Consider the following 13,981-nt stretch of genomic DNA (forward strand, 5'->3'; position numbering starts at 1 on the left):
GTTGTGCTCAGATTCGGACGAGGCCAGGCATTAATCTCAATGCGACAACTTATCACGCCCCTACAGAGGGATATGTTGCGGAATCGTCGACTTAAACTTTTATTTGACAAAAGGTGTCGAGATGCGATCAGATTGCGACATGACAACGAACGTCAGCCGTTTCGGCGCAACGAAGCTCGGATCGGCATTCGTCGGTGGTGGGTTCATGGCCGAAGTGCACAGCCGAGCCGCCCGATCGGCGGGTGGACGTTTGGTGGGGGTCTCATCGTCCAGCCTGGCGAGCGCCGATCGCGCCGCGTCGAGGATCGGCGCCGAGAAGGCGTACGACTCGTTCGATGAACTGTTGTCCGACCCGGCCGTCGACGTCGTGCACATCTGCACCCCCAACACCACGCATGCATCGCTCGCCGCCGCGGCTCTCCGAGCCGGCAAGCACGTCATCTGCGAGAAGCCGCTGGCCACCAGTGTCGCCGACGCCCTCGCCCTGGTCGAACTGGCCGCCCTTTCGGACGCGGTCGCGACCGTGCCATTCGCCTACCGGTTCCACCCCATGGTCAGGGAAGCGCGGGCTCGGGTGCGCAGTGGCGCCTCGGGTCGGGTGCTCAGCGTGCAGGGCTCCTACCTGCAGGACTGGCTGCTGTCGAGCGATGACGACGACTGGCGGGTCGATGAGCGTCTCGGCGGCCCGTCGCGAGCGTTCGCCGACATCGGCTCGCACCTCTGCGACCTGATCGAGTTCGTGCTCGACGACCGCATCGCGAAGCTCGCGGCGCTGACGCGCACCGTCTTCGGTGACCGCGCCCATCACAAGGAGATCACCACCGAAGACATCGTGTCGGTGGTGTTCGAGACCCGGGCGGGTGTCGTCGGAACGCTGATGATCAGCCAGCTCGCCCCGGGCCGGAAGAACCGGCTGGCGATCGAGATCGGCGCCACCGTGGAGAGCCTGGTGTTCGATCAGGAGAACCCCGAATACCTGTGGATCGGCAAGCGCGTGGGCTCGCAACTCGCGCTGCGCGACGAGGCCGCGCTCGACCCCTCCGCCGCGCGGTACTCCGTCGTTCCCGCGGGGCACGCGCAGGGCTACCAGGATGCGTTCAACTCCTTCGTCTCCGACACCTACTGCGCGGTGCGAGGCGAAGAGGTCGACGGACTGCCCGTGTTCGCCGACGGACTCCGGGCGGCCGTGCTGACCAAGGCGATCCTCGACTCCAACGCGCTCGGCGAATGGGTCAGCCTTCCGGAGCACGTGACCGACCTGGCGGGATCGTCGCGGAGCGAAGAGGGGATTCCCGCATGAGCGACCTCAGGCTGTTGCAGGTCGGGATCGGGTCCTGGGGAAGCTCGTGGCTCGATGTCGTGCAGAAGAGCGAGGGCTTCACGCTGGCCGGGATCGTCTCGCAGCATTTCGAGGCGACGACCGAGGCCGCGGAGCGCACAGGCGCCACGGCGTATCCGACCATCGAGGCCGCTCTCGAGGTTCGCGACGAGTTCGACGCGGTTCTCGTCGTGACCCCGCCGGAGAACCACGCACCGGTCGCGATCGCGAGCCTGGCGGCCGGACTCCCGGTGCTGATCGAAAAGCCTCTCGCACCCACCCTCGACGACGCCCGCCGCATCATCGCCGCTTCCGAGGCCTCCGGGGCGATCGCCATGGTGTCGCAGAACTACCGCTTCAAGAGAGCCCCGCGCACGGTTCAGAGATTGATCGCCGAGGGAGTGATCGGCGAGGTGCAGCAGGTCTTCGTCAACTTCCAGAAGGCTCCGCATTTCGAAGGGTTCCGCGTCGAGATGGAGGAACCGCTCATCGTCGACGGAATGGCCCACCAACTCGACCAGATCCGCGGCGTCGTCGGGCTGGAGCCGACCGTGCTGCGGGCTCGCAGCTGGAACCCGTCCTGGTCGGAGTTCGCCGGAAACGCCTCGGTCGCTCTCGACGTGGAGTGCGCGGGCGGCGCCCGCGTGCTCTACACCGGGTCGTGGGCGTCTCGCGGTGAGACCACGAGCTGGGACGGCGACTGGGACATCCAGGGCGAACGCGGTGCCATCGCGTGGCGCAACAACCAGATCACCATCACCTTCACCTCGCTCTTCGACACCGTCTTCCTCGCCGGTGCGCTCGAGAACGCCGGAGTGATGCAGGTGTCGCTCGACGTGCTCGACGTCGAAGAACGCCTGGGTGTGCTGGCGGAGTTCCGCCGGGCCATCGTCTCCGGGCGCTCCCCGGAGACCGACGTGCGCGACAACATCGGCAGCCTCCAGCTGATCCTGGCCACCCTCGAGTCCGCTCGCCACGACGGCGATCCGGTCACCCTCCAATCCGCCGCAGCGCTGCTCGCCGGCTGACGCCCCCGATTCGAACAGGAAGACGCACATGACAGTGATCCCGGGCGAGACGCCCACCATCGCGACGCAGGGCGAGCTGCTGGTCAGCGTGTCCGGCCTCGTCAAACGGTTCGGCGGCGTCACCGCCATCAAGAACGGGTCGATCGATCTCTACCGGGGCGAGGTGCACGCGCTACTCGGCGAGAACGGCGCCGGAAAGAGCACCCTGGTCAACATCCTCGCCGGTATCGTTCGGCCGGATGCCGGAACGATCATCGTCGGGGGAGAAGAGGTCACGATCGCGAATCCGCGGCAATCGCGGGCGCTCGGAATCTCGGTGGTGCACCAGCATCCGGTGCTCTTCCCCGACCTCACGGTGGCCGAGAACATCATGTTCGCCGATGCACCGCCACACAACCGCGCCGGCCTGCTGAGCTGGAAAGGGGTCGAGGCGAACGCACTGCGGGCGATGACCCGGTTGAACGTGCACCTCGACACGAGCGAACTCGTGAAGAACCTCTCGAGTGCAGAACAGCAATTGCTCGAGATCATCAAGGCCCTCTCGGACGACACGGCGTTGCTCATTCTCGACGAGCCCACTGCGGCCCTCAGCAAGCGCGAGGTCAAGAGCCTGATGGAGGTCATCGCGCGACTGAAGTCCGAGGGTGTGGCCATCTTGTTCGTGGGCCACCGTCTCGACGAGGTGTTCGCGCTCGCCGACCGCGTGACCGTGTCCCGTGACGGAACGACCATCGTCACCGGCCCGGTCGCCGACTTCACTCCGGAATCGGCCGTGACCTACATGGTGGGCCGAGCATTGGATTCGGTCTTCCCGAAGGTCGATGTCGTTCCGGGTGCGGTGCACCTCGAGGTCAAGGGCCTGACGCGTGAGGGCAGCTACGAGAACGTCCACTTCTCGGTGCGCAAGGGCGAGATCCTCGGCCTCGCCGGACTCGTGGGCGCCGGCAGAACCGAGATTGCGAGAGGCATCTTCGGACTGGACGCGATCGATGGCGGCGAGATCATCATCGGCGGAACGCCCGTGACGATCCACTCGCCCGCCGACGCGATGCGCCACGGGGTCGCCTATGTTCCCGAGGACCGCACCCGCGAGGGCGTCATCCTCGACCAGTCCATCCAGTTCAACCTCTCGCTCGCCGTGATCGACACGCTGACACGGCTCGGGCTGATTTCGCCGACCAAGGACCGGGGGCTTTCGACCTCGTTCATCGAGCGGCTCGGCATCCGAACGAGTGGCCCGGCTCAGGACGTGTCGGCGCTGTCGGGGGGAAATCAGCAGAAGGTCGTTCTGGCCAAGTGGCTGTCGACCGACCCCGACATCCTCATTCTCGACGACCCCACCAAGGGCGTCGACGTGGGGGCGAAATCGGAGGTCTACCGGATCGTGTCGACGATGGCGCAGGCAGGGCTGACCATCGTGCTCATCTCGAACGAACTCGAGGAGCTGCTCGCCGTCTCCGACCGCGTGATCACGTTCTACCGCGGCCGGCAGGGCGCGGAGTTCACCGAGCGGCCGTTCGACGCGGAGAAGGTACTGGCCTCAATGACGAGAGAGGTGAGCGATGTCAACGCTCGATGACACCAAGCAGGCCCCGGAAGAGCTGGAGGTCGTGCACCGCAAGAGCGGGCTGCGCCGCATCTTCGAGCGTCGCGAGACCAGCCTCGTGCTGGTGCTGGTCGCGCTGGTCGTGCTCTTCTCCATCCTCAGCCCGCGATTCGCGAGCGCCGCGAACTTCGGCCAGATCGTCACCGACATGTCGATCGTGGTCATCGTCGGAATCGGCGTCGCCATGGTGCTCTTCACCCGCAACATCGACGTGTCGACCGGCTCGATGGTGGGGCTGACGGCGTTCTTCGCCGCCGACTTGTCAGCCAAGAACCCCGATCTGCCGCTCATCTTCGTCGTGCTGGCATCCTGCGCGCTCGGCGGTGTGCTCGGCGCCATCAACGGCGGCATCGTGGCGACGCTGAAGGTTCCCTCGATCATGGTGACGCTCGGAACGCTCTACATCTATCGCGGAATCGACTCGGCGTTGGCGGGAGCGAACCAGGTCACCGCGCAGAACCTGAGCCCCGAGTACAACACCATCGCCTCGTGGACGATCTTCGGATTTCCGGGCATCTTCGTCTACGCGCTGATCATCGCGGGGATCGCGCACGTGTTCATCCGCCACACCTACTCCGGGCGCAGTCTGTTGGCCCTCGGCAGCAACCCCCTGGCCGCGGAGAAGATGGGTATCGCCTCCAAGCGATGGATCTTCGGAGCCTTCGTGCTGAGCGGCGTGCTCAGCGGCTTCGCCGGGGTGCTGTGGGGTGCTCGCTACGGCACCGTCGACTCCTCGGTCGCGACCGGATTCGAGCTCGTGGTGCTCGCAGCCGTCGTCGTCGGTGGTGTCAGCGTGAACGGCGGCAACGGCAGCATCCTCGGCGTGATCGTCGGGGCGGCGATCCTGAGCGTCATCGCGATCGGACTCGCCCTGCTCAACGTCTCGCAGTTCTGGCTGCAGGCGATCCAGGGCCTCGTCATCGTCGCGGCCCTGGTCTTCGACATATTCATCCGCCGCCGCGTCGAGGCCCGCAGGAAGGGAGCACGTTCATGACCGTGGACACGCGCACGAAGCCGGCAGACTCACCCGTCGCCGAACCCGCGAAGAAGAGGTTCAGCCTTCCCGGCTGGTTCGGCCCCTGGGAGTTCGCGCTCCTCGGCCTGGTCGTGATCGTCATGATCGCCGGCGCGGTGACCTCGCCGTTCTTCGCCACCGGCGAGAACTTCGCCATCACCGCGGCGGGCGCCGTCGGCCTGTCGCTCATGGTCGTGCCGATGGCGTGGCTGATGATCGCCGAGGAGATCGACCTCTCGATCGCATCGGTGTTCGGCATGTGCGGCGTCATCTTCGGCCTGTCGATCGAGAACGGGATGCCTCTGGCCCTCGCGATCATCCTGGCGGTCGTCGTCGGGGCGATCGCAGGCCTCATCAACGGCTTCCTCACCGTCGACGTCGGCCTGCCGTCGCTGGTGGTGACCGTCGGCACGTTGGCGCTGTTCCGAGGGATCGCGTTCATCCTGCTCGAGAGTCGATCGGTCAGCGATCTGCCGCTCGAGTTCACGCAATTCGCGCAGGGCAACATCCCGGGCACTCTCATTCCGAACGGCTTCATCGTGTTCCTCGTCGTGGCCATCGTCGCGGGAATCGTGCTCGCCCGCGGCTCCGCCGGCAGAAAGACGTATGCCGTCGGGTCGAGCGTCGAGGTGTCCCGGTTCTCCGGCATCCGGGTCAAGCGGGTCAAGCGCGGGTTGTTCATCTTCTCGGGCTCCGTCGCCGGTCTGGCCGGAGTGCTCTACGCGGGCTACGTCTCGAGTGCCAGAGCGAACAACGGTACGGGCCTGGAACTCAGCGTGATCGCCATCGTGCTCATCGGTGGAGTCAGCATGTACGGCGGCAAGGGGTCGTTCATCGGCGTCATGCTGGCGCTTCTCCTGGTCACCACCCTGACGAGCTGGATGACCCTCGGCTACGTGCCGACGAACATCCAGTACACCGTCATCGGCCTCCTCATGATCGGCGCAGTGGTACTGCCCGCTCTCATCTCGAAATTCAAGAACGCCGTGTTGAGGAGGCGAGGTTAGACAACGGCTCGACGTTCAGCAGCATCGCAAGACCCTTCTTTCCAGCACCGAATTCCTCATCAACGAAGATTGGAACAAACCATGATCAAGCCCAAGCTGCTCGCGGTTTCCGCGATAGCGCTGCTCGCCGTCGCCATGTCCGGCTGTGCGTCGACGACTCCCTCCTCGACCGAAGGCGCCGGCGCAGACCGCACCATCGCCGACTGCACGGTCACCATGATCCCCAAGTCGACCGACAACCCGTACTTCGCGGCCGTGCACACCGGGTTCATCCAGGCATCCGAAGAACTGGGCGGCAAGCTCGAGTACGTGGGCCCGGCGGCCGGTGAGGTCACCGCGCAGATCCAGCGGATCCAGAGTGCCGGACAGCAGAAGTCCTGCGCGATCGGCATCGCGGCCCTGGATGCCACGGCTGTGGCCCCGTCGCTCGACGCCGCGGCGAAGACCGGAACCAAGATCGTCGCGTGGGACGGCGATGTCGCTCAGGGTTCGCGGGGCATCTTCGTGAACATGGCCACCGCCCAGGCGCTCGGTGAGTCGCAGTTCGAGATCCTCGCCGACGCGATGGACGACACCGGCGAGTGGGCGATCATCTCGTCGCAGAGCACCGCCGATTCGAAGAACCTCTGGATCGACGCCATGAACGAGATGGCGAAGGACCCGAAGTACTCGGGCATGGAACTCGTCAAGACCACGTTCGGTGACGACGACTCGAAGAAGAGCTACGACCTGGCCGTCTCGCTCATCCGCGCCTACCCCGAGCTGAAGGGCATCATGGCTCCGACCCCGGTGGCCCTCGAGGCTGCCGTCAAGGCCGTCAACGACCTGGGCGTGCAGGATCAGATCGTGGTGACCGGGCTCGGAAACCCGGGCAACGACGCCGAGCTCCTCACGAGCGGACAGGTTCCCGCCTATGTGCTGTGGAGCCCGGTCGACCTGGGCTACCTCACCTACTACGCGACCGCCGCCTACATCGAGGGCAAGATCACCGGCGCCGAGGGTGAGACCTTCGACGCCGGGCGCCTCGGTGAGAAGACGATCGGCGCCAACGGCGAGATCATCATGGGCGACCCGGTCGTCTACACCAAGGACAACGTCGAGGCCGCGATCGAGAAGGACTTCGAGGCCACGAACTAGTCACCCGGGCGGGCCGGGGACAATCGCCCCGGCCCGCCTCAGATCTTCCATCACAAAGGACACGTCTCATGCACCACAAACTCATCCCAGCCGCGGGAGCGGTGATCGTCTTCGCGCTGGCGCTCGCCGGATGCGCATCGTCCACGCCGTCGGCGACCGACTCGGATGCCGCCGCGGGATCGCTCGCGGATTGCGACATCAGCCTCATTCCGAAGAGCACCGACAACCCGTTCTTCGCGTCCATCCGTGTCGGGGCCGATGAGGCCGCGGCCGAACTCGGCGGCAAACCGGTGGACTTCGTCGGAACCGCGCAGGCCGACGTGCAGGGCCAGATCCAGCGCGTGCAGAACGCGACCCTCCACAAGGCGTGCGCCATCAACATCGCGGCGCTCGATCCCGATGCCACGGCTCCCGCACTGACGCAGGCGCTCGACCAGGACACGAAGGTCGTGGCGTTCGACGCCGACGTGCAACCGGATGCGCGCACGCTTTTCATCAATCAAGCCGACGCCACCGCGCTCGGGGTCGCCATGCTCGACATCCTGGCCAAAGACATGAACTACACCGGCACCTTCGCCATCCTCTCCGCGCAGAGCACCGCGCAGAATCAGAACTCCTGGATCGCGGCCGTCGAAGAAGAGCTGACCAAACCGGACTATGCCGACATGACCCTGGTGAAGACGGTCTACGGCGACGACGACTCGAAGAAGAGTTACGACGCCGCGGTCTCTCTCATGCAGGGCTACCCTGACCTCGGCGGCATCCTGTCGCCCGAACCGGCGGGGCTGGAGGCCTCGGTCAAAGCTCGCGACGATCTCGGCACCAATCCTGATCTCGTGCTGACCGGTCTCGGCTGGCCGCCTTCGGACGCCTCGCTGCTGAAAGACGGCAAGGTCTCCGCGTTCGTTCTCTGGAGCCCCGTCGATCTCGGGTACCTCACCTACCACGCCACTGCGGCGCTGGTGTCGGGGCAGATCACCGGGGCCGAGGGAGACACGTTCGACGCCGGACGGCTCGGCGAGCGCACGGTCGGCGCGAACGGAGTGGTCGTGCTCGGCGACCCGGCCGTCTACACGGCGGACAACGTCGATGCCGCACTCGACGACTTCCGCACCGAATAGCAGCACCAGCAGAAGGAGAACGATGTTCCGCTACACCTACAACACCCTGGTCTACGGCCACGAGCCCATCAGTGAAGGCATCGCTCGTGTCGCCCGGTTCGGTTACGACGGAGTCGAGCTGGTCGGCGAGCCCAGCGAGAACGACGCGTCGAGCATCAAGACGGCCTTGACCGAGAACGGCGTCGTCGCCTCGAGCATCATCAGCATCTTCACGCCCGAACGCGACATCGTGAGCTCGAACCCGGACATCCGCCGGAACGCCGTGAACTACCTGTTCGAGAACGTCGCGTTCGCCGCCGAGGTGGGGGCGGATGTCGTGACCTTCACCCCGACGGCGTGCATGAAGATCAGCCCGGAGGTCGACCTCGCCCAGGAATGGGCCTGGGCCGTCGAGGCGGCATCGGCCGTGGCCGGTCGCGCGGCGGATGTCGGTGTGACGATCGCCGTCGAGCCGTGGAATCGCTACGAGACCTACCTCATCAATCGCGTCGGGCAGTCGGCAGCGTTCGTCGACGAGGTAGGGCTGCCCAACATCGGGGTCATGGCGGACACCTTCCACATGAGTCTGGAGGAGGGCGACATCGCCGAGGAGATCCGGAAACTGGGTTCGAGGCTGGTTCACGTGCATCTGGCCGACAGCAACCGCGCTGCTCCCGGGTTCGGTCACACCGACTTCACGCCGATCGTGCAGGCCATCAGCGACGTCGGCTACCAGGGCTGGGTGTCGTACGAGCTGCTCCCCGCCGCGGGTGACGTCTGGGGCGTGCTCTCCGGTGCCGGAGCGCCGGAGTTCCTCGACCCGTACACCGAGGCGGCGATCACCCACACCAAGAACATCGAAAAGCAACTCGGGCTGGTCTGAATGGCTGACAACCTGCTGGGTCTCAGCACCTTCGTGCTGGCGTCGCCCTTCTCCGATTCCGATTCCGCCGCGTTCCGGCGCGTCGCCGAGTTCGGCTACGACGTGATCGAGGTGTGCATCGAGGACCCGGCGATCGTCACCGCGGAGTTCTTGAACCGTGAAGCCGCTGCGAACGGTCTGACCGTGGGCATCTGCGGAGCGTTCGGGCCCGACCGCGACGTGTCGCACGAAGACGCCGACCGGCGCGCGCTCGGCATCGCCTACCTGAAGACCTGCATCGATCTCGCGCAGGCGGTCGGTTCGCCCCACGTGGCCGGCCCGATGTACTCCGCCACCGGCAAGACCCGCATGCTCGACCCCGAGGGCCGGCGGCAGCAGCGGGCGTGGGCCGCCGAGAGCCTGCGCGAGGTGGCCGACTACGCGGGGGAGAGGTCGGTGGCCCTGGCCATCGAACCCCTGAACCGATTCGAGACCGATCTGGTGAACACGACCGAGCAAGGACTCGGCCTGTGCGACCTCATCGGGCGCAGCAACGTGGGTCTGCTCATCGACACCTTTCACATGAACATCGAGGACAAGAGCCTCGGCGACGCCGTGCGACTGGCGGGTGACCGGGTGTTCCACGTGCAGGTCTCCGAGAACGACCGTGGAACCCCCGGCTCCGGCCATGTGCCCTGGGCCGAGTTCTTCGAAGCGCTCCGCGACATCGACTACCGCGGGCAGATCGTGGTCGAGTCGTTCCTGCCCACCGTCGTGGAGATCGCGCGGGCGGTGTCGCTCTGGCGCCCGGTCGCTGCGTCGATGGACGCGCTCGCTGAAGACGGGCTGGCCTTCCTGAGGTCCGAGCTCAGCTCGGAGGCGCGGGCGTGACTCGACCGGTGACCCTGTTCACGGGGCAGTGGGCCGACCTGCCACTCGAGGAGGTTGCACAGCTGGCGAGCCGCTGGGGCTACGACGGCCTGGAGATCGCCTGCAGCGGTGACCATCTCGACGTGTGGCGGGCCGCCGAAGACGAGGCCTACCTCCGTTCGAAGAGAGAGCTGCTCGACCGGCACGGCCTGAACGTCTGGGCCATCTCCAACCACCTCAAGGGCCAGGCCGTCTGCGACGATCCGATCGATTTCCGGCACCAGGCGATCGTCGGGTCGCGGGTCTGGGGCGATGGTGAAGCCGAGGGCGTCCGGATGCGAGCGGCCGAGGAGTTGAAGCTCACGGCCCGCGTCGCGAGAAAACTCGGGGTCGACACGGTGGTGGGGTTCACCGGGTCGAGCATCTGGCCCTACGTCGCCATGTTCCCGCCCGTGCCCGCCGGCGTGATCGACGCGGGCTATCAGGACTTCGCCGATCGATGGAATCCGATCCTCGACGTCTTCGACTCCGAGGGCGTGAAGTTCGCGCTCGAGGTGCATCCGTCGGAGATCGCCTACGACTATCACACCGCCGTGCGCAGCCTCGAGGCGATCGACCACCGAGAGGCCTTCGGCTTCAACTGGGACCCGAGCCACATGATGTGGCAGGGCATCGACCCGGTCGGCTTCATCGTCGACTTCGCCGACAAGATCTACCACGTCGACTGCAAGGACACCCGTCTTCGCGCGCCGAACGGGCGCTCCGGCGTGCTGGGTTCGCACCTGGCCTGGGGCGACCCGAGGCGCGGGTGGGACTTCGTCTCGACCGGGCACGGCGACGTGCCCTGGGAGGACTCGTTCCGCGCGCTGGATTCGATCGGCTACGCCGGGCCGATCTCGATCGAATGGGAGGACGCCGGGATGGATCGCCTGCACGGTGCCGAGGAGGCCGTCGCGTTCGTGCGGTCTCTGCTCTGGAAGCGCCCCGAGGCATCCTTCGATGCGGCGTTCGCCAATCAGGAATGACTAGGAAGGACTGAGAATGGGCGAGAAGTTCGATGTCGTCGTCGTGGGCGGTGGCACGGCCGGATGCATCCTGGCCGCGCGGCTGAGCGAGGACGCCCAGCGCACGGTGCTGCTGATCGAGGCCGGACACGACTACCCGAGCGTTTCCGAGACCCCGGTCGGGGTGAAGGACGCGCGCTACGTGCCCATGCGCGGGCACGCTCCCGAGTTCGACCCCGACCACGACTGGGGCCTCAACGCGATCGGCAACGCCGATTCCCTGATCGCCGTGCCGCAGGCGCGCCTGATCGGCGGCGGCTCGGCCATCAACGGCATGATCGCTCTTCGCGGAGCGACCGCCGACTACGACGAGTGGGTGGCTCTCGGCAACCCCGAATGGGACTGGCCGCACGCGCTCGCGGCGTTCCGTGCCATGGAAGACGACACGGCCCCCGACCTCGCCATCCACGGCCGTGGTGGCCTCGTCACGATCTCGAGATCGGACGAGCACGAGTACGCGCCGCTTCAGAAGGCGTTCGTCGACTCCTGCCGGGGCCTCGGCCACCAGGAGGCGTGGGATCTCAACGCGCCGAACGCCGAGGGATTCGGGCCCGCGCCCATGACCCGCGTCGGCACCCGGCGACTCTCGACCGCGGCGAGTCACCTCGATGCAGCGCGCGGCCGCCCGAATCTCACCATCCGGGCCGAGACCGTCGTCAATCGAATCGTGCTGCAGGGCACGGTCGTGACCGGGGTGGAGCTGGTGGGCGGCGAGGTCATCGACGCAGGCGAGGTGGTGCTCACCGCCGGCGCCATCATCACGCCGGCGATCCTGCAGCGCAGCGGAATCGGCCCGGCAGACCTTCTCGACAGCCTCGGCATCCCGGTGGTCTCCGACCTGCCGGTCGGCTCGAATCTGGGAGATCACTTCTCGGTGCCGCTGCTGGCGCCGCCCCGCGAGGGATCGTGGCACCTCGACGATTTCAGCCTGCAGACCGTGCTCAGGGCGTCGACGTCGGTGCAGCCGGGGTCGCTCGACGCTCAACTCACGATGTTCTCCTACCTGAACGTGCGCACGACCGCTGAAGGCACGCGCGGTCTCGCCGGCGAAGGGTCAGTGGGGCTCGAGAACGTCGCCGGCATGGGCTGCGTGCTCAACAAGCCGCGCTCGGTGGGCACCGTTCGCATCGTGTCGACGGATGCCGCAGACCTGCCCGCGGTGAACCCGAACTACCTCGGCGAGCAGATCGACCGCGACGCCATCCGGGAGATCGTGCGGTTGGGCTGGAGCGTGCTGACGAGCGAGCCGCTCGCGTCGATGCTGCTCGAGCCGATCGGCCTCGACGCGGAGACGGTGGCCGATGACGCCGCACTGGATGCCGCCATCGAGAACAAGACGGCGTCGGGCTACCACTTCACCGGCACCTGCCTCATGGCCGCTCCTGATCGGGGCGGGGTCGTTGACCAGCACGGTTCGGTGCACGGCATATCGGGTCTGAGGGTGGCCGACGCGTCGGTGGTGCCGACGACCCCCGCAGCGAACAGCATGCTGACCACGATCATGACCGCCGAGCGCATCGCGGCGTTCGCACGAGGCCGCGAGTTCGCGCCGGTGGACGCAGCCGAGGCCGACTCCGGATCCCGGCGCGTGTTCGCGGAGGCTGCACTATGAAGCTGGGGTATCCGACCATCACCTGGGGCGGGGTCGTCGGCACTCCCGAAGGCGTGACGAGCGTCGCGAGTTCGTTCTACCGCACCAACGGCTCGACAGCCGATGCGCTCAGAGACATCGCGGCCGCCGGCTTCACCGGCACCGAGGTCTTCGACGGCAACCTGCTCGATTTCGAGGGCGGCGCATCCGCTTTCTCGAGGGTTCTCGAGGAGACGGGCCTCGAACTCGTCAGCGTCTACACCGGGGCCAACTTCATCTTCGAGGAGATCGCGGCGGAGGAGTTCGCGAAGATCAGCCGCGCCGCGCAACTGGCGGCGGAGTTCGGCGCCTCCCGGCTCGTCGTCGGGGGTGGAGCCCAACGCGCGGGCGGCCCGGCAGACGGCGATCTTTCGCGGCTGGCGCGGGGCCTCGACCGATCGGCCGAGATCGCGGCCGAGCACGGCTTGCAGGCGAGCTACCACCCGCACCTCGGCACGCTCGTCGAGACACCCGAGGCCCTGAGCGAGCTCATGCCGCTCACCACGATCGCCTTCTGCCCCGACACGGCCCACCTCGCCGCCGGTGGAGGCGACCCGGCACACCTGATCCGGGAGTACGGCGACCGGCTCGCGCACGTGCACCTCAAGGACTGGAACTCCTCGACCAAGAGGTTCCTGCCGCTGGGCCAGGGAGAACTCGATTTTCCCGGCATCATCCAGGCGATCCGCGAGACCGGTTACGACAGCTGGCTGATGGTCGAGCTCGACTACTACGACGGCGATCCCGCGGATGCCGCGCGCATCAGCCGGCAGTTCCTGGAGCAGGTGCTCGCCGACCAGTCTTTCCACGAATCCCGACCATCACGACAAGTAAAGGAACACTGATGTCCCAGCTTCTGCAACCTCGCTCCATCAACCGCGAGCTCGCGCGGGTCGCCATCGACACGGCGGTGGCCGCTTCCATCGAGCGGAACTGCCTCACGTGTATCGCGGTTCTCGATCCGTCGGGGCATCTGGTCTCCTACGACCGCATGGATGGTGCGCCCTTCCAATCCGCGCAGCTGGCGCAGGACAAGGCGTACTCGGTCGCCGGCAACGGCAAGGCCACGCACGAGTTCTGGCAGATGATCCGCGACGAGGCCTGGCTGGTGCACGGCGTCGGCAAGGTGGAAGGACTGGTGTTCCTCGGCGGCGGCGTTCCGATCTATTTCGAGGACGAGCTGATCGGCGCCATCGGCGTCTCGGGCAAGAGCAACATGGACGAGGACCGGGCCATCGCCGAAGCGGCCGTCGACGCCGTGCTCGAGCGACTCAGTGCTGTCGCCGTCAGCTGACCTTCTCGTCACGCCGTGACGCTGACCCGTGCCGTTGCGAGCATCATCGC

General features: G+C 66.6%; 13 protein-coding genes. All 13 read left to right on the top strand.

Annotation, left to right across the window (positions count from 1 at the left end):
- Positions 1–139 precede the first annotated feature (139 nt).
- On the top strand, positions 140–1,300 hold the full coding sequence (locus N1032_RS14780; RefSeq protein WP_259539915.1) for a Gfo/Idh/MocA family protein: 1,161 nt from the start codon (positions 140–142) through the stop codon (positions 1,298–1,300).
- Positions 1,297–2,346, top strand: a complete 1,050-nt coding sequence (locus N1032_RS14785) for a Gfo/Idh/MocA family protein (RefSeq protein WP_259539916.1) — start codon at positions 1,297–1,299, stop codon at positions 2,344–2,346. Before N1032_RS14780 ends, N1032_RS14785 begins: the two co-directional genes overlap by 4 nt.
- Before the next feature lie 28 nt (positions 2,347–2,374).
- Positions 2,375–3,925 (top strand): sugar ABC transporter ATP-binding protein, encoded by a 1,551-nt coding sequence (locus N1032_RS14790; protein WP_259539917.1) that lies wholly within the window; start codon positions 2,375–2,377, stop codon positions 3,923–3,925.
- On the top strand, positions 3,909–4,946 hold the full coding sequence (locus N1032_RS14795; RefSeq protein ID WP_259539918.1) for an ABC transporter permease: 1,038 nt from the start codon (positions 3,909–3,911) through the stop codon (positions 4,944–4,946). The genes N1032_RS14790 and N1032_RS14795 overlap by 17 nt, the downstream gene beginning before the upstream one ends.
- The gene (locus N1032_RS14800; RefSeq protein ID WP_259539919.1) at positions 4,943–5,974 is read left to right on the top strand and encodes an ABC transporter permease; all 1,032 of its coding nucleotides are present in this window, start codon (positions 4,943–4,945) and stop codon (positions 5,972–5,974) included. Before N1032_RS14795 ends, N1032_RS14800 begins: the two co-directional genes overlap by 4 nt.
- An 81-nt stretch (positions 5,975–6,055) precedes the next feature.
- Complete coding sequence (locus tag N1032_RS14805) at positions 6,056–7,111, top strand: substrate-binding domain-containing protein (protein WP_259539920.1); 1,056 nt, start codon at positions 6,056–6,058, stop codon at positions 7,109–7,111.
- Positions 7,112–7,179: 68 nt separating this feature from the next.
- On the top strand, positions 7,180–8,232 hold the full coding sequence (locus N1032_RS14810) for a substrate-binding domain-containing protein (RefSeq protein ID WP_259539921.1): 1,053 nt from the start codon (positions 7,180–7,182) through the stop codon (positions 8,230–8,232).
- A 22-nt stretch (positions 8,233–8,254) separates the two neighbouring features.
- Positions 8,255–9,094 carry a sugar phosphate isomerase/epimerase family protein gene (locus N1032_RS14815; RefSeq protein ID WP_259539922.1) on the top strand — a complete coding sequence of 280 codons (840 nt, stop codon included), beginning with the start codon at positions 8,255–8,257 and terminating at the stop codon, positions 9,092–9,094.
- Positions 9,095–9,964 (top strand): sugar phosphate isomerase/epimerase family protein, encoded by an 870-nt coding sequence (locus N1032_RS14820; protein WP_259539923.1) that lies wholly within the window; start codon positions 9,095–9,097, stop codon positions 9,962–9,964. It abuts the gene before it with no gap.
- On the top strand, positions 9,961–10,968 hold the full coding sequence (locus N1032_RS14825; protein WP_259539924.1) for a sugar phosphate isomerase/epimerase family protein: 1,008 nt from the start codon (positions 9,961–9,963) through the stop codon (positions 10,966–10,968). The genes N1032_RS14820 and N1032_RS14825 overlap by 4 nt, the downstream gene beginning before the upstream one ends.
- Positions 10,969–10,984: 16 nt before the next feature.
- Positions 10,985–12,619, top strand: coding sequence for a GMC family oxidoreductase (locus N1032_RS14830; protein ID WP_259539925.1), 1,635 nt, complete (start codon positions 10,985–10,987; stop codon positions 12,617–12,619).
- The gene (locus N1032_RS14835; protein ID WP_259539926.1) at positions 12,616–13,482 is read left to right on the top strand and encodes a sugar phosphate isomerase/epimerase family protein; all 867 of its coding nucleotides are present in this window, start codon (positions 12,616–12,618) and stop codon (positions 13,480–13,482) included. Before N1032_RS14830 ends, N1032_RS14835 begins: the two co-directional genes overlap by 4 nt.
- On the top strand, positions 13,482–13,931 hold the full coding sequence (locus N1032_RS14840; protein WP_259539927.1) for a GlcG/HbpS family heme-binding protein: 450 nt from the start codon (positions 13,482–13,484) through the stop codon (positions 13,929–13,931). Before N1032_RS14835 ends, N1032_RS14840 begins: the two co-directional genes overlap by 1 nt.
- The last annotated feature ends 50 nt before the right edge of the window (positions 13,932–13,981 follow it).

Origin of the sequence: Herbiconiux daphne (assembly GCF_024979295.1) — a bacterium.
In the GTDB taxonomy this organism is placed as follows: domain Bacteria; phylum Actinomycetota; class Actinomycetes; order Actinomycetales; family Microbacteriaceae; genus Herbiconiux; species Herbiconiux daphnes.